The organism is Paenibacillus diazotrophicus, assembly GCF_042610465.1.
Genome location: NZ_JBGJZN010000010.1, coordinates 94,274 through 116,660 on the forward strand (window position 1 = coordinate 94,274; position 22,387 = coordinate 116,660).

Sequence of the window (22,387 nt, forward strand, 5' to 3'; positions counted from 1 at the left end):
TTATCTCCCAATTCGGACCCGGACAACCCTCTAGTTATTCTGCGCAAAAATCCGCAAATGCTGCGGAAGGATCTGGAACTTGCCTGGCAACGTGCCGCCGAGTTCCCCGTCCAGATTAAGCTGAACGTATCCCGGGGAGGTGACCTCCATCGCATCGGTACGGAAGTACACGACCTTCTTGTCCTGCAGATGCTCACCGCGGATCGCCAGGCTAACCAGGCGGATGAACTCGGCCAGATTGCATTTCTTAACGGCAATCACATCGAACAGCCCATCGTCGATCCGGGCATCCGGAGCAAGCTTCTCGAAGCCGCCTACAGAATTGGTATTGGCGATGAGGAATAACATGAACTCATCATGAATCAGTTCCTGGCCATTGGCACGGATGTACAGCTCCTGCGGTGACAGGCTGGCCATTTTTTCAATACCCTTCAGGTAGTAGGCAAGCTGGCCCATCATAGTCTTCAGCCTGCTGGGAACCTCGTATGTCAGCTCGGTCAGTCTTCCGCCGCCGGCTATATTAATGAAATAACGGTCGTTAGCTTTGCCGAGGTCAATCAGGCGCGATTCCTGACGGAGAATCAGATCAACAGAATCCTCCCAGTTCTTAGGAATGCCCATCGCCCGGGCAAAATCATTAGTTGTACCCAGTGGCAATACACCGAGCGGGGGAAGATTCGGCTTCTCAGCCATGCCGTTAATCACCTCGTTCAGCGTACCATCGCCGCCCGCCGCAATAATCAGATCATAACACCCGCGCTCGACAGCCTCCGCTGCCGCTGCCGTAGCATCTCCCTCTCCGCTTGTTGCATGGCACGAGGCTTCAATGCCGCCAATATCCAGCCGGTCCAGAATATCGGCGAGCCGTTTCTTCATTTCTTCCCGACCGGAAGTGGGATTATAGATCAATCTCGCAGTTTTCATTACCGGAACGCCACCTGTTTATATAATAGATAACCTTACTGATTATACCCAATTCGGAACCCTACAAGCAATGTCGGTAAGCAGAAGCGGCTTCGCCATCCTGGTATAAGGGACTCTGCAAACGAAGAAATCTTACTCTCTATCGCTTTCAGGTGCCGTTTCAACGAGAAGGGTTTCCTCAGCAGTAAGCATATATCAGTGTATGCGGCAGGAGGTGTAATAAATACCGGAAGCGCTATCTTTTGCAGCACAATATTCTTAACAGCTTTGCCGGATCCGCTCCAGCATAACCTTTACCTGCTGCTCTATCCAGTGCGGCAGTAAGGGATGCGGCAGCAGCGTCTGCCCCGAATAGGCATACTCCAGACCGAGGAGCCGCTCGGGAATCACACGCTTGGTGAAATAGCCTTCACTCAAAAAAAGCGGAGCCACCAGCACGTCATGCCCCTGCTCCCGCCAATATTCCACCTTGCTCCGGACATTGTCCGGGTTCAGCAGACCGTAGTCCGCCGCTGCGGCTCCGCTAATCTGGCGGACACGCTCTGCCAGCGAGGAGATTCCCTGCTGCCAGCGCTGCCGGAAGCCCTCATGGACGCTGCCATGGCCTACGAGCAGAATCGTCTCCCGCTCCGGGTGCTTAGACAGTTCACGCAGCTTGTCCCAGATCATAACAGCAATATCCGGATCGTCATCGACCGGGTAACCATAATGCACCTTGGCCTTGACGTCAAAAGGCTCAAGATCCGTCTCCTTCTCCGGCGCAGGCTTGGCGCCCAGCGCATACTCTATTTCATCGACATGCGTACTGCCAGAAGAAACAAACAAGGGGATCACAATAATATCTGTGACCCCTTCATATTCCAGACTATCTATACCATCTTGTATTAACCGGCCTTCGACCAGCTCCAGAAAAGAAACCGCAACGGGCATCTCCTCCTCCAGCACCAAATGGCTTACAGCTTCCTCGACAATCGACACCCAGGCTTTGTCGCGGGAGCCATGACTAATAATCAGTACGCCCGTCTTCATGGTTTATCGTCCCAGACGTTCCAGCGTTAATTTGTATCCGTCATTTCCGTAGTTCAGGCAGCGCTTCACACGCGAAATTGTCGCCGTGCTGGCTCCGGTCTCCGCTTCGATCTGATTGTATGTAGACCCTTTGCCCAGCATACGTGCGACTTCCAGACGCTGCGAAAGGGATTGAATCTCATTCACCGTGCACAAATCATCAAAGAAAACATAGCACTCTTCCATATCTTTTAATGTTAAAATGGCTTCAAATAATTGGTCTATACTTTTATCGTTTAGCTTCTTAAGCTGCATCGATTATCATCCCCTAAAGTTTGGTCAGTGCTGATATCACTGATAAGATATCCTTCAAAAAAAAGAGTTCAAAAGCTTAAATGTAATGACTATCTTGCCTCTACTATATTGTACTGGAGCACATTTTTCAAGCATTAACGATTTCACGCTGTAATGAGCGAAAATGACGGACAAACGTCCACCCCACGTGTACAAATTTAAACCTGCTCACAAGCTTCTGCTCAGAATCCATAAGAATTTACTGCCTTAACTATAGTACTACATAAGTGCCGAAAATCAAGCATGGTCACGGTTTCTTCACTTCCTGCACCGGCAGGTGGGCATCCGCCCTTTTCCGCTGCTATCCCGGTAAACCGGGCGTTCGTCTATACCTTATGTTCGCCTATGACATACAGTATAGCAAACCACTAACGAAGGAATGTGATGTTATGCCTGATCATTACTATAATCATTCCCGCCGGGGCGGGCGTTCACTGGCCGAGCCGTATCCTTCATCGCCGTATCCCGGGATCAGTTCATATGCCTACCCTCCCGTCTACGGGCAACCCGGAATGCTACCTGCCGTAGGTGTAGAGGCAGCCGAAGAGACCGCACTCGCAATACCCGCTGCCGCTGCCGAAGCCGCTACTGCCAAACCCGGCGGGCTGCTTGGAGGACTGGGCAATCTCGGGAATCTCGCCAACATGGAACAGATCAAGGGGATTGTTGACCGGCTGGGCGGCGTCGACGGCATCGTCAATTCTATGGGCAAGGTGCAGAAGGTTATGCAGGGATTTCAGCAGATGGCCCCGATGGTGAAGCTGGTCATGGGCAGCTTTGGCAAGAAGAAGGGCTCGGGTGCAGGTGAGCTTGCAGCTGAAGAAGATGCAGCACTCTACAGCCCCAAACGGCGCAAGAAGAGACGCCAAGGATTACAGCCACGCAAAAAAACAGTGCCGAAGAGCCGGCGCAAATCCTCCCCCGCCTCTGTTAAACGCCGCCGGAAGTAGGCGGCTTTTTTGATGCTTTTTGACGGGTAGCTGTCAAGGGTTCCGTAGTGCAGTGCATCACTTCGCTGCCCCGCTCCATGCTTAGAACACCACAAAAAAAAGCGTACCTCTCAGGGTACGCTTCAGGCAAACCTGGCGCTAGCTTCATACTTTTCTCAGCACTTTACTTAAACCAGCCACTGCGCCGGAACCAGCGGAACATGCCCACACCGAGCACCAGCATCAGCATCAGCACCCCAAAATAGCCATATTTCCAGTCCAGCTCCGGCATGATCCGGAAATTCATCCCGTAAATTCCGGCGATCAGGGTCAGCGGCATGAAGACGGTCGTAATCACCGTCAGGGTCTTCATGATCGAGTTCATCCGGTTCGAGTTGAGCGAGATGTAGCTGTCGCGCAGATCGGCGGTCATTTCCCGGTCCACTTCAATCATGTCCGTCAGCTTCAGCAGATGATCGTAAATATCGCCAAAATAGATCCGTTCCTCCCCGTTGCTCTGCACATGCTGCGAATTCACGATCCGGTACATCAAGTCACGCATCGGCACGATCGTCCGGCGCAGCTTAAGCAGCCGTCCGCGCACATTAAAAACCTGGCTCATGAGGTCTTCTACAGACTCGCTGCCGCCCTGGCTCTCCAGATCAGCAAGCTCATCCTCTAAAGCGTACAAGCTTGGAAAATACCGGTCTACCAGCTTATCCATCACGGTGTACGCAGCAGCCATCGGACCGCCGGACCAGCCTTTGCGGCTATGAATTTCTGCCTTTACCATCTGCCAGGCTTCATCCATCTCTGGTTTCTCCTGATGGTGATAGGATACGAGAAAGCCTTTGCTGAGGAACAGGTCAATCTCCTCGGCCTCCAGCGTCCGTTCATTCAGCGCATGCAGTACAAAAAACTGCACGTTCTCATAATAATCCAGCTTCGGGCGCTGCAGAATATGCATGCAGTCTTCAATCGCCAAGGGGTGAAAATGAAAATAAGTATCCAGCAGCAGGGTCTCCTCCGCTGTAGGGGTGGAGAAATCCGCCCAAATCCAGGCATAGTCTGCCAGGGTAATGTCCTGAAGCGGCAGATCCGTCAGCACCTCACCCTTATGTGTAACTGCAAGCGTTCGTATCATATAAGTCCTCCGTCTATTACATCTTCCCATCACTCTTTATTGCACGTAACCATTGTACAGCAAGAACTGCTTTCACCCCAAATGGTCTGCCGCCGCTCCCCGCCCAACAAAAAAAGATGTCCGCAGCCATCCGTGGCTTCCGTGACATCTTGATAAGCAGCAATGCTGCTTAGAATATGATTTTGAATATAATCCCTGCCAACACAGCGCTGATTGGAATGGTAATAAACCAGGTGATCACAATTCGTCCAGCGACTCCCCATTTCACAGCAGAGAAGCGTTTGGCTGAACCTACACCGAGAATGGACGATGTAATGGCGTGTGTCGTACTTACCGGCAAGTGCAGCAGTGTAGCCGAGAAAATAACAGAAGCGGCGGAAATATCTGCAGCGAAACCGTTAATAGGCTCAATCTTGAAAATCTTCGTTCCCATAGTCTTAATAATCTTCCAGCCGCCAATCGACGTGCCCAGTGCCATGGACGTTGCTGCAGCGATTTTTACCCATAAAGGAACTTCCATAGTCTCCAGACGTCCGGAGGTAACGAGTGCAAAAGTGATAATCCCCATCGCCTTCTGCGCATCATTGGTACCGTGTGTGAAGGATTGAAGCGCCGCCGTAATAACCTGCATGGAGCGGAAGCCCTTATTCACGGTATGCGGACTGCGTTTGGCGAAGATCCATTTCAGAATCGTCATGACGATGTAACCAATGACAAAAGCAATCAGCGGGGAGAATACGAGCCCCTCGACAATTTCAATAAAGCCATGCCATTTGATATGCTCCGTACCGGCACCTACGTAGACCGCTCCAGCAAGCGCACCGATAAGCGCATGGGAAGAGGAGGAAGGAATCCCCAGCCACCAGGTTACCAGATTCCAGATAATCGCAGCGATCAGTGTCGCTATGACGATGTCTATCCCGTTATCCAGCAGGGCCGGATCGGTGATGCTGCCCCCGATTTTTTTGGCTACACCCGTAAACATCAGTGCCCCGATAAAGTTCATCGAAGCCGCCATCAGAATAGCGGTCCGGGGACGAAGCGCCCGTGTGGAGACCGAAGTGGCAATCGCATTAGCGGTATCGTGGAACCCGTTGATGAAATCGAATGCAAGCGCTAGAAAAATAACAAAACCTAGTACAAATATTGATGTTTCCATTTTTCCAGGCCCCTTATGAGTTGCGCATGATGATCGATTCCAGCATGTTCGCTACATCTTCGCATTTATCGGTTGTAGTTTCTAGCCGCTCGTACAGCTCTTTGCGCTTAATCAGCTCAATCGGGTCTTTTACCGTTTCAAACAAGGCTTTGGTACAGATGCGGAGCACTTCGTCGCCCTGGTTCTCCAGATCGTTCAGACGGATAGTGTACTCACGGATCGCCAGCAGCTTCTTCTGGGAGAGCAAATGAACCGCTTTTTGAATTTCATAGGCGGACTGGCGGAGAATCTCTGCGAATTGCACGATATATTCGTCCGGCTCCAGCAGATTGTACATATAGAAACGTGAAGCTGAAGCTTCCAGACCGTCAATAACATCATCCATACTGGTGATGAGGTCCATAATATCGTCGCGTTCCAGCGGTGTGATAAACGTCTTGTTCAATTCCTTGATAACGGTGTGCGTGTACGTGTCGCATTGGGATTCATATTTCTTCATCACCGCTGCGAAATTCTCGACATTCTCCCGCAGAGTCGTAATATTCTGAGCGAAATAATCTGCCGCCTGGACAATGGTATCAGCCATGTTTTCCAGCGTCTCAAAGAATATGTCCTTTTTTCTCAACTTCATTAGTTTAAACCCCTTTACATAAAATGCAGCCATTCATATGTAAACAGCATGAAAATGAATGACAACCCTTGTTATCTTATCATATCAATAGGAGGGATAGAAGTAAAAGAAACGAACTTTTTTACACTATAATAACAATTCCCTGTAATCGTAAAAATAATCATCCGAACCGCATGTTTTGGCGTCTCTACCCGTTAGGCACTGGAGTCGGTGCATATTGAATATGACTGCTGAAGGAAGGAGCGTTCGGCACTATCAGAATATGAGTGATTCCGGGATACATCAGCGCCTCTGTGCCATCATTCTTCACAAAGCGGATCACATCTCCCGGCTTGCGTGACCATCTGCCCTTCTGTACTTGTCCACGCTGAAACAGCACAGCCTCCCCTCCCAGCTCGATATCGATCTGCAGTCTTCCCACGTCATCGAGCACTTTATGATCAGCCCCCATCACCATCACATTGGCCGCCTCTACCGGATTGCCGTTATTCAGGTCCAGATGCGGCTTACCGTTCACCCAGCGTTGATAGGTCTCACGTTCATTGCTGTATTTGTACCCCACATTATAGCTTTTCAGCAGAAAATTGACTGTGAACTCTGCCGCAGGCTTCCCCTCAACCGGCACATAATTGGGATCTGTGAAAAGATACCCGGGAACCTCCACTGTTCCGGCGTATCCGAGCTTGTCCGCACCCTCGCGCAGCTTGGCGGCATTGCTGTACAGATTATGCGGCGCTTTGCGCGCCTTGTCGCGCCAGAAGTAAGCTCCGGCTCTGCCGATCTCGTCCATGTCATCCTTTTTCTCCTTCTGGAGAATGGCATACGCTGCCTGGCTGCCCCCAGCATGTACCGTTACACCGCCGTAGCTTTCACCGATGTCGATGAGATACGGGCGGATGCTGCGGATCGGTCCGATTTTGACCACGCCGGTATGACTCTGGAAAATCCCGATCAGCCGTGTAATTCCGCCCTCGGCCAGCACCTCGTACAGAATATCCGCTTCGCTGATTCCTGACTGCGGCCGTGCAGCAGGTGCGTTGTTGATCATCACCGCCAAAGGGCGGGGCAGAACGCTCTCTTCCAGCGGAAGTCCGGTCAGCCCGGAGGTGACTCGCCCAATGACAGGCTCGACCGCTGGTGATGGCTCCGCAGATGTGACTGGAGACGGAGCAAGGGTTGGTGCTGCCGAAGGTGAAGGCGCAGTCACTATTTCCGCTTCCTTTTCCCCGCAAGCAGAGAGCAGCAGGGCCGCAAGCACACAGCCGGTGATCAGGCAGGAAGAATATCGGCTTAGGGTCATATGTGTTTTTCCTCCTAAAAGTTTTATGGAGCCTTACTTCGTGATCTTTATGTAAGCTATCTCCCATTTAATCATAGCGGAGTTCATTTGTCTTGATTCCCTCACGAAAAAAAGATACAACCCCTCTTCAGGCTGTATCCCTCATGTATCGTATGTGTGATTTAGTCCAACATCCAGCAGTTCAGGCTAAGTGTCCCGTATTGATAAGCTTGAATCATAAGCTGCGCGCTTCTGCCTTCGTCCGCTGTTCCCATCACATAGAAGAGCGGCACAAAATGCTCCCGTCCATAGCTGGGAACCGCATCACGCACATGCGGCGCTTTCTTCTCGTAGGCGAACAGTGCAGGCAGATCCCATACTTCAAGGCCAGCCGCAATCCAGGCATCAAAGTCAAGGGCCCATTGCTCCGGCTGGTCGTCCTGCTTCAGCAGCCGCAGATTATGAACCAGCCCCCCGCTTCCGATCAGCAGAATACCCTCATCTCGCAGCGGAGCCAGCATCTTGCCGATATTATACTGCTCCTCCGGGGAGCGCAAGGAATCGACAGACAAGGCCACTACAGGGATATCAGCAGCCGGGAACATCTTCTTCAGAATGACCCAGGTTCCATGATCAAGCCCCCGTCCCAGCACCGGCTGGTGGGGAAGATTCTTGGCGGCAAAGAGTTCGGAGATTCGGCGACTGAGTGCAGGATCTCCCTTTGCGGGGTAGGTTAGCGAGTACATCTCGTCCGGGAATCCATAGAAATCATGCATGGTTTCGTGCTGTCCGTCCACCGTAATCAGCTGCTCAGGACTGTCCCAATGTGCTGAAAAGACAACGATCCCGCGGGGGGTGCCCAGATCAGCCCCCAGCCGCTCCAGAAAACGGGTATATTCGTTATCCTCAAGGGCAAGCAGCGGAGAACCATGTGCAATAAAAAATGCCGGTAATTTCATAGGGCGCCAACCTCCATAACCCAGTATATGGTCTGCATTTTTATTTTACCGCTTATTCTGAGTTATTGCGAGCGGAGGACACCCCCTATATCATCCAGTTCTGCCACTCTTCCTGCACATGCTCCTGCTGATTCATCCAATCCTTGGTCCGCTTCAGTAACTGAGCCTGCGCCGGGCCTGATGAGAAGGTATGATCCCCTTGAAAAATCACCTCTTTGTCGCAGCGCCCCTCAGGGCGTGTCCAGAACAGTTTCTGGTAGAGGAACGCATAATCCACAGGAATCACATCATCTGAGGTTCCGTGGATCACCAGTACATCACCGCTGAACTTGCCGGCTTCCTGAAACGGCTGATAAGCGGCAAGCGAGTTGAAATAGACTGGAGTAAAAGAATAGCCCGCAAAATCCGAAGAACCGCTCTTCACCGAACGGTCATAAGCTTCCCGGCCCACGATCTTCACAATATCATTGAATGGATAGCCTACCGCTGCCCACAAGACCAGATTCTTGACCCGGCGGTCCCGGACCCCGGTGAGCAGGGCCACTGCGCCGCCAAGGCTGTGCCCGATCAGCGTGACACGCTGAGGATCTACATCGGCAGAGCTGATACCATAATCGAGGACGGCCCGGGTCTGGGCTATCATCGATTCCATATCTTCACTGCCATAATTCCCGCTGCTCTCTCCGCAGCCCACATAATCAAAACGGATCACCATGTATCCGTCAGAAGCCAGCTCACGGGCAGCCTTGACAAATATACGGTCTACACCGATCCGGTTGCCGACGAATCCATGGCAGATCACCGCCAGTGGCACCCTATCCTTGCAACGTCCGGAGCTCCCCTTTTCCCTGGATGGATAATGGATGCTTGCCGTTAATTCTTCCCCGTTATGACGAATAGTAATATTCCGTTCCATTGCTGAACCCCTCCTTGAAAAGGCAATCTATTTCAAATTGTAATTATCCCGATTAAATTAGTCAGATTAATATCTTCATTATACGTTTTGCGTGTCTCTTGTCAATAATAAGCAGGAATAAATAGGCAGTACCGGCGAATAAAAAAGCCCCTTCTGCTCCTCATGGAGCAAAAGAGGCCCAGCACAGGAGGAACCGTGCTTCAATTACGCATTATTCATAGCTTTCATGAAACATATCATGCGTCTGCCGTCTGCCCTGCCAGCCTTCCAGGCCATTGTCGGGCGTATCCGATTCAGAATCCCATAAGCTTAAGCCATCGGAATTGCCCCAATCTCCCACTTCACCCGCAAGCGGAGGCGCGAAGCCATCACCCACGAATTTGCCTGGCTCTTCTCTGTTATCAGTCTCCATAACGCTCCCTGCCTTCCTTGTAGCCGTAGTAGTGAAGCAGAAACGTTACTAGTGTTCACTCTTCCAAACGGATTATTCATCCCGGACCGGAAATGCTTGTCCTTGCACACAACCGCCACCCAAACGTATACTCTAGGTTAAAGGCCTATTCCGACCCACTACTGGAGGTTTATATTTTTACTATGAAAGTCAAAGCTATGATGAAGCAAAATAACGTGCTGCGTGAGCAGATGACACCGTTCAACCGCTCTTATTATGAAGATATGCTGCTGGGGCTCCGTGCCAGCAAAGTAGACCCGGTCCGCACCGAAGAGTTGCTGCTTGAGGCGGCTGCACTTCTGCTGGAGGGCCAAAGCAAGGGTAAAAACGCCAAACAGATTTTTGGCGATCATCCCGAGGACTACTTCAAAGAGATTACCTGCAAAACTTCTGTCCCCAAGGAACGCAGCAAGCTGAACCACTATCTGATGATTTCCTGCGCTGCACTGACTGGACTATTCAGCGTGTATGCCATTGCAGGTCTGCTTCTGTCATGGAGTACCGGGGAACCGGGCATGTTCGGTCAGATCAGTATATTTACCATCCTTGCTGTGGGTGCAGGGGCCATCGTCCTTATAGAGATGATCATGAGATGGATGTCCTCCTTGTCCGAGGATGATGCTCCACAGCCCAAGGCATTCGATATCAAGGCACTCGGAATTTATGTAGGTATTGCTATCCTGGTGGTCTTCCTTGGCGTGTTTCTTGACAATCTGTTTCCGGTCATTTCCATCTCTCCTTGGGTAAGTCTGGTTCTCGCCGTGACCGGCGGGCTCGGGCTAAAGTATTTCTTTTTCAGATCATAGATGTCAGGATTCTCAGGTCAACTCAAACAGGGGGAAATGTCCATGAAAATGAAAACAATTCTTCTATCTGCCGCTATAGCTGCCGTTCTGGGACTGCCGTCCGGGATTAACGGACATGTGCTTGCCAAGAGTTCATCCACCGGAACCGAGGGACTTTCTGCCCCTGGTAGCAAGGTAACCGCAGAGGCGGGCAACAGTCATGCTGAGGCGGTGTACAAGGCGGCTCTGCCGCTGCTGGCCTCTTCCTCCAGATTACCGGAAGCATTACGATTCTTGAACAACAATATATATGCCGTCAGTCCTTATCAGGCCACCGTCTTAATCCTGAAGCTGGAGAATCTCCATAAGGCCACCATGAAGACCTGGGAGAGCAAATTCAGCAGCAGCAGTGTTCAGCGGAAGCTGACCTCAGTCTACAAAGCAGGGATCAGCATGACCAAGCTGGCCGAGATTACGGAGGATGCTTCTCTGCGGGACCTGCTGAAGAGTGCAGGGGAAAGCGGCTATAAGCTGGAGACTGCTGAAGGCTCCTTTTTTCCGGTAATCGATTATGCGGCTTACCGCAAATACAAAGTTTACGTTATGAATGATATCCGTGATTATATTTCCATTATGGCCACCGAAGCAGATCTGCCTTCTTCAAAAGATAACGGGCTGGTCATTTCCTGGGGGGATGTGGCCGCCCGGGCGCTGGCCCAGGAGGAATTCATCCAGAGCCATCCCAAATCGAACCGCATTTCGGCGGTGAAGGCCTTATATTCCACCTATGTAATCAATACCTTTTATGGGCAGAATAACACCCCGCTTTTCCACTATGACAATCTGGAGATGGATCTGGAGGCGCAAAAGGCCTACAGCAGCATTCTCAGCAAGAACAACGGCAGCAGCCCTTTTCTACTGAAATTGGAGGACTTCATGAAGCTCTTGAAGGCGAATGGCTATAAGCTGGATGATGGCATTACCGAATATCTGAAGACAGAGGTTCCCCAGTCGTAATCCCTAGATTGTAAAAAAAGGCCTGCCCCCTAACTTCCTGGGGCGGGCCTTTTCGTCTGTTTTTAATGAAAGATTAGATCAGCATATTAAACAAGTTCGGATCTTTATTAATTTCCAGATAATCCACACCTTTTTGCTGCATCCGTTCGATGAGCGGGGTGTAGTCCTCTTTATGCTGAAGCTCGATTCCGACCAGCGCCGGGCCGTTTTCCTTCTCATTCTTCTTCGTGTATTCGAAACGGGTGATATCATCCCCGGGTCCAAGCACCTCAGCGAGGAACTCGCGCAGGGCACCGGCGCGCTGCGGAAAGTTAACCATGAAGTAATGCTTAAGACCTTCATAGATCAGCGAACGTTCCTTGATCTCCTGCATCCGGTCGATGTCATTGTTGCCGCCGCTGATTATGCAGACCACCGTTTTGCCGCGGATCTGGTCACGGTACAGATCAAGTGCTGCGATAGGCAGCGATCCTGCAGGCTCCACAACAATCGCATTCTCATTGTACAGTTCCAGAATGGTCGTACAGGCCTTGCCCTCCGGAACCTTAACCACATCGTCAAGCCGGCGGGAGCAGATATCATATGTCAATCCGCCCACCCGTTTCACGGCAGCTCCATCGACAAATTTATTAATCTCTTCCAGGGTGATCACTTCTCCGCGCTTTAGCGCTTCGCTCATAGAAGCCGCTCCGGAAGGCTCAACACCAATTACTTTTGTAGAAGGGCTCACCGTCTTCACATAGGTGGCCACACCTGCTGCCAGACCGCCGCCGCCAATAGTAACAAACACAAAGTCGGCAGGCTTGTCCAGGCTCTCCATGACCTCCATCGCAATCGTGCCGTTTCCAGCGATAATCCGTGGTTCATCAAAAGGATGAATCAGAGTCATACTATGATCAATGCATGCCTGAAGCGCCTCCTCGTACGCATCATCAAAGGTGTCACCTTTTAGAATAACCTCAACGTACTCGCCGCCGAACTTCCGGACCTGCTTAATCTTTTGATTTGGGGTGGTGCTTGGCATATAAATCTTCCCTTTAATACCCAGAGCCTTGCAGGAATAGGCTACGCCTTGAGCATGGTTCCCTGCACTTGCACAGACAATGCCCTTGGCCCTGTCCTCAGCAGACAAGCTGCGGATCATATTATAGGCCCCCCTGATCTTGAAGGAGCGGACAATCTGCAGATCCTCACGTTTCAAATACACATTACAGCCGTATCTGGCCGACAGCACCGCATCGAGCTGCAAAGGGGTACGGACGATAACCTCCCGAAGCACATGATGTGCACGTACAATATCTTCCATTCCTACGATCCGGTCTTCGCCTTCTCTCATTATTCCTCGCCTCACTGTCTCTAACTAATCAAATTGCTTCTTGTAACATACTCTTCCGGGAACTTTTTTTCAAGCATTGTCCCCTCCCTGGCAATTACGCCTTGAACCTGAATACGCTATTCAGCAGTTTCTCCAGGCTTCCAGTAGCTGTTCGGAGATCCCAGGACTCCAAGCTGTGAATAAATTGTTACGGTGTAAGGTATTTTGCAAAAATAACGTAACTAAACAAGCATTCACCTATGTAAATGCCTGATTAAGAGGCTGATTATTATAAGAGGGGATTCGAGGCGTTATACTACCGCAGGCATTGTTATAGTATTTAATCAAATTAAAAGCCTGCGGCGTACACGACCTGCTGTTCCATTCGAGCATATTCAAGGATGCTGGTGCAGCTGAGAGAGAATGACTACGAAGGTGTAGTGCGTAGAGTACTTCCACGCATTGTTTTAGGACGCGGAGTTTGCGGTACGATAGATCTGTGCATGCGTTGGCCATAGCTCTTCAGCTGCCAGCCGGTTTCCTGCTGCACCCGATCTTTTTTTCACTTGGGCGACGTTGCTTCGGGTGTACTGATTGATTAGCTCGTCGAGTACCATCGATTGATGAAGCACGGCTGGATGGTCCAGGTCGTACTGATATTGCAGATTATTCAAATCTTGCCGGGCTTGTTCCAGTACTTTTTTCAAACCATCTTCTTCTCTCACTCTTATCCCTCCTTTTTTAGTATTTTAGAGGGCTATGTCTTTTTTCGGGTGAAAATTTTTTCAGATAATTTTTGTATAGAATTGGAAAAAGACCAGCCGAGGACTGGTCCCTTTCCCACTATATTATGAACTCCAGAATAATTACTATAATTTAACCGCCATGAGGTTCATAAAGAATACCAAAAGAATGACCTGACGCTGCAGAAATTGGAGTTGCCAGCACCAGAGCAAAACTAACTACGACCAACAGGAATGCCAATTTTCTTTTCATGTTCTTCTTCCTCCTCTTGTAATAGATTTTGATATTTATTTTGTATTTCGTGGGATGCCAGAGTTCTATATTTCTCAAATAATCTCACACAAGCGAGAATACGGGTTTCATTGTTGATCAAAGATGATGTGGACAGACTTGCCAATAAGTAGTCAAATCCCTTCTGGTACAACTCTTTCCTCAAATAATACTGGGCAACCCCATACAGAAAACGGGCGTGCTGCTCAGATACAACTTGCTTCGTATATACACCCACAGCACCTTGATGTTTGATCTGCATGTAGCTTTTGATTTCGGAATCAAAATAATCTAGGATGTTATCCACATTAAGATCGAATAGGTTGGCAGCAGTTGTTATGTTTAACAATCCAACCAGAAGCTCATCCTTGTTCTGTTCGATATATTCTACATAATCGGCAAGCATGCTCTCATCGCCATTCATCAGCTTGGATACGCAAGTATTGGCCTGTGCCCAGCCTTTATAAAGTTTCAGCCAGTGCAACGTATCCTCATCGGTTTCCTTGACCCAGCTCAAATCTTGATAGGCGTATGTGAATTGCATCTCTTGCTCATAATCGCCTCTGGCATTACAGACATTTCCTTGAAGCAGATAAGAGAAGGCCAAGTATACAAACATAGGTTTCTTCGGCTTTTTACGTTGTTCGTGTCTTGCTTTCGCCGGTTGAAGAGGAGTAAAGAGTTGAATATGGGCCAAGCGCTCCATTTCCTGAGCGATCCGCTCCACTTTGTCCCAACGCCTCAGCGAACGGTACGTATTCGCCAGGTCTCTTAACGCATCAAGCTGATCTATCTCGTCAAGTCTGTCCACAAAAGGCTCAAACTGAAGCGCACTTTGAAGATTGTCCTCCTGATCATCACTTAGCCGAAGCGTAAACAAGCGATATTGGCAAAAAGCCAGCCGTTCGGAATGTTGCCTCCTCTCACTGAGGGCAACACTTTCATAGAGAAGAGCTGCCGCAGCATGCCTTCCCTCGGAGAAGAACTCCTCCGCTGTCTCAAACAGCAAGGGAGAATACGTCAGATTATCCAAAAGCAGCGGCAGGATTCTCTTGATGCAATCCAGCTTGTCCAGCTCCGCACAGCGGTACAGAAAGGGTCTGACTCTGCGCCAGTTCGGTACGGCTTCAACCATACATTCCTGAATATACTGCTCGTAAAAGTGTCCTTTGGGCAAGCCTAGGACAGCAGTCATCCGGTCCAGCTGATCCACGCCCATAATCCGGTTACCCTTCATAATAGAGCTCACGGTACCTGCATTAAGCCCCGCAAGCTTTCCCAACTGGCTGAAGCTCAGCGCTTCACGTTCGATAAAACTCTCCAGCTCGGTGCGAATCGTGGTTGCATGGTTCAAACAAACCACCCCTTAGAAACGCTTCACAATGGCGAAATCCCCCGCTGCAACTTCGCTAACATTTGATAATATTTTCTAATATATTGCAAATATAACCATGTTTTTTAACCCCGTCAATTCTTTTTTTTGCATTCTACTTTTTTCTGCAGCATGTTATATAATGCGCCCTTTTTCGCGTAAAATTATGACATATAAAAACAAAAAAATCACAGCCATATCCGGCTGTGATTCGTATTACAGTATCCATCCTTGTTCATCCTTACTGCTTCAGCATCCACTTCAGCAGATCAGGTACACTCGCCCATAGACGGGAGTGCATGATGACATATTCAATCGCTTCATTGGAATCGCCCATTCCGACAAAATCAGGGAGGTTATGCGGCAGCCGCTTCACACCCAGCAGGTAATCAGGCACATGCTTGTTCACACCCCGTGCCACGCGGTACAGCATTTTGAGCTGGGAGGTGATTCCGTTCTTCTTGTATTCCAGAATGATGCGGTCATAGGCAAAAGCGGCAGCGGCATCATCCTTGCCGTACTTCTCCAGCACCTGCTCCGCCTGCTTCAATTGGTTGCTGTATAGGTATACCGCTGCAAGCAGGTAGCGCGCTCCGGTATTATCTTCCGTATTGAGCTCCAGAATATGCTCGAGGATTTGTGCAGCTTCTTTGGCATTTCCGCCAAACCAGCAGGACTCGGCGTAGCTTTTACAAATCCGGATGTATGGACGGGTCTCATGAAGCCCCCAGAAATATCCTTTATTCTTCTCAAAAAACAGTTCGCCCAGCTCTCGTTCCCCAGCAGCGATCCCCGCCTTGAGGTGAGCCCGTGCTTCATGCTCATTCTCCGATTCCTCCGCCAGGATCAGATAAGCGTCCGAGCTGTCGGGATACATCTCAAGCGCTGTCTGCGCCAGCTGTATTCTCCGTTTGGACGAGGTCGCCTCCATAGCTTTATACAGCAGGGCCTGCGCTTTATCCTTAGGTGTGCCCGGGCCATTCAATGCCAAAAGCTCATCTGCCTCACCGCCCATGCCATACTCCTCGATGTAGTTAAGCATTTCTTTGATCTTGCGTGAGATTGTAGCCGTTGTGACCTCATATTTGACCGCGAGATCCGCCTGTGAAATATTGAACCCGTATTCCTCAGACAGCAGATATTCGATCGCTGCACAGAAGGAGCCTGTCTTCTTCACAGCAGGTTTGGTCTGGCGGGAATAGCCGTTCCACAGAACCAGTGCTTCAAAAATCAGCTCCCGCTCGTATTGATTTCTCATGCTCTCGATAAGCTGCAAAGCCAGCTGTTCGTGAGCCGGATGCTCCCAGTTCAGCTCACGCGTCACCATCTTCTTCAGCTTCGTCAAGGTAAGTTTGTTCTCCGGCTGAATCGCGGTTTCCTGGACCGACTCTTCCATTACAGGCGTAGTGGTATCAGCATCCTGCGCAGCCGCTTCTTCTCTAGTCACCAGCCGAAGTATGGATTCTACCGCAGAGGATTCCTTATCCAGGCAGCATCTTTTATATTTTTTCCCGCTTCCGCACGGGCATAGCTCATTTCTTCCAACCTTACTCAAAAGTAATTCCCCCTTAAATCTGTAACTAACCATTCGCATAGCATATTGCTGCTTTTGCACTACAGGTATCATTTCCCGGCACGAGGCAATCTATATGACTTGCATTTCTGATGATTTAAAAAAGGCCTTTCCTGAAAGGAAAGACCCTTTATCTGTATATATCCGCACATTTTTCCCCCGTACGAGTTGTATTATAGCACTTCTTCTACTACTTGTCAGTCCTTTTTTGGGACTAATAGCGCAAAAGGTTGCTCTAATACAGTTCTTTGTCCTCAGACCAATGCCTTCATCGCGATGTCGGTGCGGCTGTGCATTCCTGGAAATGAAATCTTTGAGGCGCTGGCATATGCTGCAGTACGCGCTTCAGCTATACTCGCTCCCAGGCCAACCACCCCCAGCACCCGCCCGCCATTGGTTACCCATGTCCCATCTTCCGTGCGCGCAGTTCCGGCATGAAAAACCAGCTCATTCGAGCGGCTCTCCAGCCCTGAGATCGGCACACCCTTAGGATAAGGACCCGGATATCCTTCAGAAGCCAGGACTACGCACACCGCAGCTTCTTCACTCCATTCAATCTCGACATCCGCAAGTCTCCCCTCGGTTACAGCAAGGAAAATCTCCAGCAGATCACTCTTCAACCTCGGAAGCACAACCTGTGTCTCTGGATCGCCAAAGCGTGCGTTGAATTCAATCGTCTTCGGTCTGCCATCCGGTGAGATCATCAGACCGGCGAACAAGACACCGCTGAATGGACGGCCTTCCGCTACCATTGCCCGTGCAGTCGGCTTGATAATCGTCTCTACGGCTTCCTGAATAATTGCTTCGTCAATATGAGGAAGAGGTGAATAGGTGCCCATTCCGCCTGTATTGGGACCTTTGTCGCCGTCAAAAACAGGCTTGTGGTCCTGTGCAGCGGCCATCGGACGCACGGTTTCTCCATCCACAAAAGCAAGAATCGACATTTCCTGCCCGGCCAAAAACTCCTCAATGACCACATGTGCACCAGCTTCTCCAAACACCTTAGTCACCATGATATCCCGTAAGGCTAGCTCCGCTTCCTCGTGTGAATAGGCTACAGTTACGCCTTTACCAGCCGCAAGCCCGTCCGCCTTAATGACGATTGGCAAGCCCTGGCTGCGTAAGTAGGCGAGTGCTGCCTCATACTCACTGAACTTCTCATAAGCTGCGGTAGGAATGCTGTATTTATGCAACAGATCCTTCATAAAGGTCTTGCTGCCTTCAATTTCAGCTGCATTCTTGCGCGGGCCGAATACCGGAATATCTTGCGCTTCAAATGCATCGACAATGCCTGCGGCAAGCGGGTCATCCGGTCCGATAACAACATAGTCAATGTTATTGTCTTTGGCAAAAGCGGTCAGCTTATCGAACTCGAAGACATTGATCGGCACACATTCCGCAAGCTGCGCAATCCCGGCATTGCCGGGCGCGCAGTAGATTTTATCGGCTTTGGCGCTGCGGGATAAGCTCCAGATGATTGCATGCTCCCGGCCGCCCCCGCCCACTACTAAGATATCCATATGAAATGAGTCCTCCCAGCGTTCTAGTGTTTGAAATGGCGAACGCCTGTGAAGACCATGGCAATACCATATTCATTTGCAACTTTAATGGACTCCTCGTCCTTGATGGAACCGCCTGGTTGGATGACTGCGGTTATCCCTGCTTTTGCTGCCATTTCAAGCGTATCACCCATGGGGAAAAAGGCGTCGGATGCGAGTATGGAGCCCTTGGCCTTCTCACCAGCTTGCTCAATAGCAATCTTCGCTGCACCCACACGGTTCATCTGACCTGCGCCAACGCCGACTGTCATATCGTCTGCCGCCAGCACGATAGCGTTAGACTTCACATGCTTAACGACCTTCCAGCCGAACAGAAGCTGCTTCAATTCTTCCTCTGTTGGCTTACGGGTAGTCACTACCTGTAGCTCCTCAGGATTGACGGAATGCACATCGCTCTCCTGAACGACCATACCGCCTTCAATAGAGGTCACCACAAAGCTCGATTTCCGTGCAGCAGCCGTGCTGAGATTACCCAGTTTGAGCAGCCGGATATTCTTTTTCTTGGTGAGAATTTCGAGGGCTTCGTCCGTAAAGCCTGGAGCCAGCACGATTTCCAGAAAAATATCCTTCAGCATATTGGCCGTATCGGCGTCGATAATCCGGTTCGCGGCTACAATCCCGCCAAAGATGGAGGTTGGATCGGCATTGTAGGCTTTTTGATAAGCTTCATATACGCTCTCCCCTACGCCTACACCACAAGGATTCATGTGCTTAACTGCCACAACTGCAGGCTCTTCGAACTCCTTCACAATCTGCAGAGCCGCATTGGCATCATTGATATTGTTATAGGAGAGCTCTTTGCCGTGTAGTTGCTCAGCAGCCGTTAGTGTATCCTGAGCAGCCAGAGGTTTGCGGTAGAACGCAGCTTTCTGATGCGGATTCTCCCCGTAACGCAGATCCTGGATCTTTTCGTAAGTTACCGTATAGCGCTCCGGCAGCGGTTCACCGGTCACATTCGCCAAATAATCGGATATCAGGGCATCGTAAGCCGCCGTATGGCGGAACACTTTTGCCGCAAGACGTTTGCGGGTCTCCAGAGTCGTATCTCCGCCTGCTCGTACTTCTTCAAGCACAGTAGCATAATCGGCCGCATCCACTACCACACTGACAAAAGCGTGGTTCTTCGCTGCCGAACGCAGCATCGTCGGTCCGCCGATATCGATGTTCTCGATCGCTTCCTCATAGGACACATCCGGTTTGGCAATCGTCTCTGCAAACGGATAGAGATTTACCACGACCAGATCGATGTAGTCCAGACCCAACTCCTGCATTTGCCGCGTATGCTCCTCGTTGTCACGAACCGCCAGCAGGCCGCTGTGTACAGCCGGATGCAGTGTTTTGACGCGTCCGTCCATAATTTCAGGGAACCCCGTGACATCGGAAATGCCGATGACTGGTACGCCTTCTTTAGCCAAAAGGGTGCTCGTGCCTCCTGTGGAGATAATTTCTACGCCCAATGCAGACAACTCGCGGCAAAAATCCACGATGCCCTGTTTGTCCGATACGCTGACCAGCGCTCTTTTGATACTCACTTTGAATAGTCCTCCTCCGGATGATGCTGAATTTAGTTACAGGTCAATCGGTACTGAAGCACTGCTATATGAAAATGACTTTATCAAAATTCCATGTCTGGCAAAAATCCGCGTTATTCGCCTTCATCCTCTGTGCAATTAAGAACAAAATCCCCCTACATCCGGGCAATTGCTCACTGCCCATGCAATATTTCCCGAGAAATATCAGAACAAGTCGGGCTTGTCTGAGCAAGTCGACTTATGTGTGTATGACTGATGATGACGTAAGAATCCTCAAGTAAGATAACCATTTCTCAGGAACATTTCATCCTGATTATTGAGACTTTGAGGCTTCGTTTGAACTTACTATGACTGTTAAGCTGTTATTAGCGGATAAGGGTTTGTCTACCTTCCAGCGAAACCTTCCCCTCAGCCAGTGCACGCACAACCTCGGGATACAGTTCATATTCGATCTTATGGATCCGTTCAGCAAGCGATTCCGGAGTATCTCCTGGTTCCACAGCCACACTGCGCTGGGCGATAACCGGACCGGTATCCATCCCTCCGTCGACAAAATGAACTGTCACTCCCGTCAGCTTGACGCCGTAATCCAGCGCCTGGCCAATTGCATCTTTCCCGGCAAAGGCCGGCAGAAGCGAAGGATGAATGTTAATAATCCGTCCTGCATAAGGTTCAAGCAGAACCGGCGTAATCAGACGCATATATCCGGCCAACACGACAAGTCCGATGTCCCGGCGCTGCAACTCCGCCACAATCTCGGCCTCATATAGTTCCCGGCTCGCAAAATCCTTCGGCCGCAGCAGGAGGGCGGGAATGCCCGCCGCTTCTGCACGCTGTGCTACAGGCGCTTCCGGCCTGTCAGACACCAGCAGCTCAATGCGTCCTCCGCCAAGCAGCCCTGCCCGTTCCGCTTCTGCCAACACGGCAAAATTGCTGCCCTGCCCAGAAGCAAAGACAGCGATCCGGCTCCACTGCATCAGACTTCAGCTCCCGTAAAGGTAACGATACGTTCCCCTTCCGTTACTGTGCCAATCCGGTAAGCTTCTTCCCCGGCAGCCTTCAGCAGTTCCAGTGCACGCTCTCCATCGGCTTCAGCTACAACGATCACCAGACCTACCCCCATATTAAAGGTGGTGAACATATCACGGTTGCTCACATTGCCCTTCTTCTGCAGCAAATCGAAGATCGGCAATATCGGCCACGAGCCGTAGTTGATCTCCACATTCACACCGTCTGGCAATACGCGCGGAATATTCTCAATGAACCCGCCTCCGGTAATATGCGCCATGCCCTTGACCGTGAGCTGCTCCAGCAGTCCCAGCAGCGGCTTCACGTAGATCTTGGTAGGTGCTAGGAGCACATCTACCAGCGGAGCCCCCAGCTCTGGAACCACAGCGTTCAATTCATAACCGTCTTCTTCCAGCAAAAGCTTGCGCACCAGCGAGAACCCGTTACTGTGCACACCGCTGGAAGCCAGACCAATGACTGTATCTCCAGGCGCAATGTCGGCACCTGTTACCAGCTTGGCCTTATCAGCCACACCCACCGTGAATCCAGCGATATCATATTCACCCGCCGAATACATCCCCGGCATCTCCGCAGTCTCGCCGCCGATCAGCGCGCAGCCTGCCTGATGGCAGCCTTCGGCAATCCCGGCAACAATCGCTTCAATCTTCTCTGGCACCACCTTGTCGCAAGCCAGATAATCGAGGAAGAACAGCGGCTCTGCACCCTGTACGACGATATCATTCACACACATGGCAACGGCATCGATGCCAATCGTGTCGTGACGGTCGGCCGCGAAAGCGATTTTGAGCTTCGTGCCTACACCATCGGTTCCCGATACCAGCACCGGCTCATCATACTTGTCTTTATTGAGACCGAAGAGCGCACCGAAGCCACCCAGCTCCGTCATAACTTCCGGACGATAAGTGCGCTTCACATGCTTTTTCATGCGTTCTACCGCTTCATTGCCAGCCGCAATATCCACTCCGGCGTTTTTATAAGCTTCCGACACTTTTGGACACCTCATTTGAATTAGTTTAGAGCGCGTATTCGGGGCGGTAGGGATTTGAATCTGGGGTGGTTATAATCGTGCTTACAAGGAATGTTTGGACTTCCGGTCGCTGTTATGTTTGGATTTCCTTGATTTGAACCGCTGTCCGCGGTAGAAATCCAAACATAAAGGCGAACGCTTCGCTCCTCCAGTTCCAAACTTCCTCTCCATCACTCCAACCACCGGGTTCAAACCCAGCCGCAAGCCGAAGAATCGCGCCTTGCACAGGGGCAGTCAGTCGGCGCTTCTGGCGAAGCAAAGCGCCTCCTGTAGCGAGAGCTCCCCCGCTTTTGCGAAGCAAACAGGGCGGCGGCTCGAGCTCCTTGGCCCGGCGAGGCAGCATGCCGCCGGGGCGTGGTGCGCCGTTAAGCGTGTCCGCAGGACAAAGCGGGCACACGAACCTACACCCT

Annotated in this window: 22 protein-coding genes; 3 read left to right on the top strand and 19 right to left on the bottom strand. The window is 50.7% G+C overall.

The annotated features are described in order from the left end of the window. Positions 1 to 30 precede the first annotated feature (30 nt). The 3 genes from ACAN54_RS27395 to ACAN54_RS27405 form a co-directional block, all read right to left on the bottom strand. A complete protein-coding gene (locus tag ACAN54_RS27395) occupies positions 31 to 924 on the bottom strand; it encodes a diacylglycerol kinase (RefSeq protein ID WP_379163253.1) in 894 nt (297 codons plus the stop codon). A gap of 258 nt (positions 925 to 1,182) precedes the next feature. Next, positions 1,183 to 1,953, bottom strand: coding sequence for a sirohydrochlorin chelatase (locus ACAN54_RS27400; RefSeq protein WP_379163256.1), 771 nt, complete (start codon positions 1,951 to 1,953; stop codon positions 1,183 to 1,185). Between the two features lie 3 nt (positions 1,954 to 1,956). Further along, positions 1,957 to 2,247 (bottom strand): YerC/YecD family TrpR-related protein, encoded by a 291-nt coding sequence (locus tag ACAN54_RS27405; protein WP_020428424.1) that lies wholly within the window; start codon positions 2,245 to 2,247, stop codon positions 1,957 to 1,959. 428 nt (positions 2,248 to 2,675) lie between these two features. Here ACAN54_RS27405 and ACAN54_RS27410 point away from each other — a divergent pair, with 428 nt between their 5' ends. Further along, complete coding sequence (locus ACAN54_RS27410) at positions 2,676 to 3,236, top strand: tyrosine protein kinase (protein ID WP_379163260.1); 561 nt, start codon at positions 2,676 to 2,678, stop codon at positions 3,234 to 3,236. 163 nt (positions 3,237 to 3,399) lie between these two features. Here ACAN54_RS27410 and corA read toward each other — a convergent pair whose 3' ends face one another. From corA to ACAN54_RS27445, 7 genes are all read right to left on the bottom strand, one after another. Then, positions 3,400 to 4,359, bottom strand: coding sequence for a magnesium/cobalt transporter CorA (corA, locus tag ACAN54_RS27415; RefSeq protein ID WP_379163263.1), 960 nt, complete (start codon positions 4,357 to 4,359; stop codon positions 3,400 to 3,402). A gap of 169 nt (positions 4,360 to 4,528) precedes the next feature. Next, positions 4,529 to 5,518: an inorganic phosphate transporter gene (locus ACAN54_RS27420; RefSeq protein WP_379163266.1), complete on the bottom strand. Its 990-nt coding sequence runs from the start codon at positions 5,516 to 5,518 to the stop codon at positions 4,529 to 4,531. A 13-nt stretch (positions 5,519 to 5,531) separates the two neighbouring features. After that, positions 5,532 to 6,149: a DUF47 domain-containing protein gene (locus ACAN54_RS27425; protein WP_379163269.1), complete on the bottom strand. Its 618-nt coding sequence runs from the start codon at positions 6,147 to 6,149 to the stop codon at positions 5,532 to 5,534. Positions 6,150 to 6,336: 187 nt separating this feature from the next. Beyond that, on the bottom strand, positions 6,337 to 7,449 hold the full coding sequence (locus ACAN54_RS27430) for a DUF3048 domain-containing protein (RefSeq protein WP_379163272.1): 1,113 nt from the start codon (positions 7,447 to 7,449) through the stop codon (positions 6,337 to 6,339). 161 nt (positions 7,450 to 7,610) lie between these two features. Continuing rightward, on the bottom strand, positions 7,611 to 8,387 hold the full coding sequence (locus ACAN54_RS27435; protein WP_379163274.1) for a DODA-type extradiol aromatic ring-opening family dioxygenase: 777 nt from the start codon (positions 8,385 to 8,387) through the stop codon (positions 7,611 to 7,613). Positions 8,388 to 8,472: 85 nt separating this feature from the next. Then, positions 8,473 to 9,303 (bottom strand): alpha/beta hydrolase family protein, encoded by an 831-nt coding sequence (locus ACAN54_RS27440; RefSeq protein ID WP_379163277.1) that lies wholly within the window; start codon positions 9,301 to 9,303, stop codon positions 8,473 to 8,475. A 211-nt stretch (positions 9,304 to 9,514) separates the two neighbouring features. Then, positions 9,515 to 9,715, bottom strand: a complete 201-nt coding sequence (locus ACAN54_RS27445; RefSeq protein WP_379163280.1) for a hypothetical protein — start codon at positions 9,713 to 9,715, stop codon at positions 9,515 to 9,517. A gap of 182 nt (positions 9,716 to 9,897) precedes the next feature. Between ACAN54_RS27445 and ACAN54_RS27450 the strand changes: the two genes are divergently transcribed. Both ACAN54_RS27450 and ACAN54_RS27455 read left to right on the top strand, forming a co-directional pair. Beyond that, entirely contained in the window at positions 9,898 to 10,560 is a 663-nt protein-coding gene (locus tag ACAN54_RS27450; RefSeq protein ID WP_379163282.1) for a DUF1129 family protein, read from the top strand. Positions 10,561 to 10,602: 42 nt separating this feature from the next. Beyond that, positions 10,603 to 11,556: a hypothetical protein gene (locus ACAN54_RS27455; protein WP_379163285.1), complete on the top strand. Its 954-nt coding sequence runs from the start codon at positions 10,603 to 10,605 to the stop codon at positions 11,554 to 11,556. 73 nt (positions 11,557 to 11,629) lie between these two features. Here the strand turns inward: ACAN54_RS27455 and ilvA are convergent, their stop codons facing one another. From ilvA to ACAN54_RS27500, 9 genes are all read right to left on the bottom strand, one after another. Then, positions 11,630 to 12,892, bottom strand: a complete 1,263-nt coding sequence (ilvA, locus tag ACAN54_RS27460) for a threonine ammonia-lyase IlvA (protein ID WP_379163288.1) — start codon at positions 12,890 to 12,892, stop codon at positions 11,630 to 11,632. Between the two features lie 446 nt (positions 12,893 to 13,338). Beyond that, positions 13,339 to 13,596 (bottom strand): aspartyl-phosphate phosphatase Spo0E family protein, encoded by a 258-nt coding sequence (locus tag ACAN54_RS27465; RefSeq protein ID WP_379163291.1) that lies wholly within the window; start codon positions 13,594 to 13,596, stop codon positions 13,339 to 13,341. A gap of 233 nt (positions 13,597 to 13,829) precedes the next feature. Continuing rightward, positions 13,830 to 15,239 (bottom strand): transcriptional regulator, encoded by a 1,410-nt coding sequence (locus tag ACAN54_RS27470; protein WP_379163294.1) that lies wholly within the window; start codon positions 15,237 to 15,239, stop codon positions 13,830 to 13,832. 259 nt (positions 15,240 to 15,498) lie between these two features. Next, entirely contained in the window at positions 15,499 to 16,812 is a 1,314-nt protein-coding gene (locus tag ACAN54_RS27475) for an SEC-C metal-binding domain-containing protein (RefSeq protein WP_379163297.1), read from the bottom strand. A gap of 272 nt (positions 16,813 to 17,084) precedes the next feature. Further along, the gene (purD, locus tag ACAN54_RS27480) at positions 17,085 to 18,350 is read right to left on the bottom strand and encodes a phosphoribosylamine--glycine ligase (protein ID WP_379163300.1); all 1,266 of its coding nucleotides are present in this window, start codon (positions 18,348 to 18,350) and stop codon (positions 17,085 to 17,087) included. Between the two features lie 23 nt (positions 18,351 to 18,373). Continuing rightward, positions 18,374 to 19,921: a bifunctional phosphoribosylaminoimidazolecarboxamide formyltransferase/IMP cyclohydrolase gene (purH, locus tag ACAN54_RS27485; protein WP_379163303.1), complete on the bottom strand. Its 1,548-nt coding sequence runs from the start codon at positions 19,919 to 19,921 to the stop codon at positions 18,374 to 18,376. A gap of 365 nt (positions 19,922 to 20,286) precedes the next feature. After that, positions 20,287 to 20,898: a phosphoribosylglycinamide formyltransferase gene (gene purN / locus ACAN54_RS27490; RefSeq protein ID WP_379163306.1), complete on the bottom strand. Its 612-nt coding sequence runs from the start codon at positions 20,896 to 20,898 to the stop codon at positions 20,287 to 20,289. After that, positions 20,898 to 21,938 carry a phosphoribosylformylglycinamidine cyclo-ligase gene (gene purM / locus ACAN54_RS27495; RefSeq protein ID WP_379163309.1) on the bottom strand — a complete coding sequence of 347 codons (1,041 nt, stop codon included), beginning with the start codon at positions 21,936 to 21,938 and terminating at the stop codon, positions 20,898 to 20,900. Before purM ends, purN begins: the two co-directional genes overlap by 1 nt. A 112-nt stretch (positions 21,939 to 22,050) precedes the next feature. Continuing rightward, complete coding sequence (locus ACAN54_RS27500; protein WP_379163312.1) at positions 22,051 to 22,374, bottom strand: hypothetical protein; 324 nt, start codon at positions 22,372 to 22,374, stop codon at positions 22,051 to 22,053. Positions 22,375 to 22,387: the final 13 nt, after the last annotated feature.

Coding starts and splice junctions, on each gene's coding strand:
- ACAN54_RS27450 (WP_379163282.1), top strand. CDS start 9,898: ATGAAAGTCAAAGCTATGATGAAGCAAAATAACGTGCTGCGTGAGCAG.
- ACAN54_RS27400 (WP_379163256.1), bottom strand. CDS start 1,953: ATGAAGACGGGCGTACTGATTATTAGTCATGGCTCCCGCGACAAAGCC.
- ACAN54_RS27445 (WP_379163280.1), bottom strand. CDS start 9,715: ATGGAGACTGATAACAGAGAAGAGCCAGGCAAATTCGTGGGTGATGGC.
- ACAN54_RS27425 (WP_379163269.1), bottom strand. CDS start 6,149: ATGAAGTTGAGAAAAAAGGACATATTCTTTGAGACGCTGGAAAACATG.
- ACAN54_RS27405 (WP_020428424.1), bottom strand. CDS start 2,247: ATGCAGCTTAAGAAGCTAAACGATAAAAGTATAGACCAATTATTTGAA.
- purN (WP_379163306.1), bottom strand. CDS start 20,898: ATGCAGTGGAGCCGGATCGCTGTCTTTGCTTCTGGGCAGGGCAGCAAT.
- ACAN54_RS27395 (WP_379163253.1), bottom strand. CDS start 924: ATGAAAACTGCGAGATTGATCTATAATCCCACTTCCGGTCGGGAAGAA.
- ACAN54_RS27435 (WP_379163274.1), bottom strand. CDS start 8,387: ATGAAATTACCGGCATTTTTTATTGCACATGGTTCTCCGCTGCTTGCC.
- ilvA (WP_379163288.1), bottom strand. CDS start 12,892: ATGAGAGAAGGCGAAGACCGGATCGTAGGAATGGAAGATATTGTACGT.
- ACAN54_RS27410 (WP_379163260.1), top strand. CDS start 2,676: ATGCCTGATCATTACTATAATCATTCCCGCCGGGGCGGGCGTTCACTG.
- ACAN54_RS27430 (WP_379163272.1), bottom strand. CDS start 7,449: ATGACCCTAAGCCGATATTCTTCCTGCCTGATCACCGGCTGTGTGCTT.
- corA (WP_379163263.1), bottom strand. CDS start 4,359: ATGATACGAACGCTTGCAGTTACACATAAGGGTGAGGTGCTGACGGAT.
- purD (WP_379163300.1), bottom strand. CDS start 18,350: ATGGATATCTTAGTAGTGGGCGGGGGCGGCCGGGAGCATGCAATCATC.
- ACAN54_RS27455 (WP_379163285.1), top strand. CDS start 10,603: ATGAAAATGAAAACAATTCTTCTATCTGCCGCTATAGCTGCCGTTCTG.
- ACAN54_RS27420 (WP_379163266.1), bottom strand. CDS start 5,518: ATGGAAACATCAATATTTGTACTAGGTTTTGTTATTTTTCTAGCGCTT.
- ACAN54_RS27440 (WP_379163277.1), bottom strand. CDS start 9,303: ATGGAACGGAATATTACTATTCGTCATAACGGGGAAGAATTAACGGCA.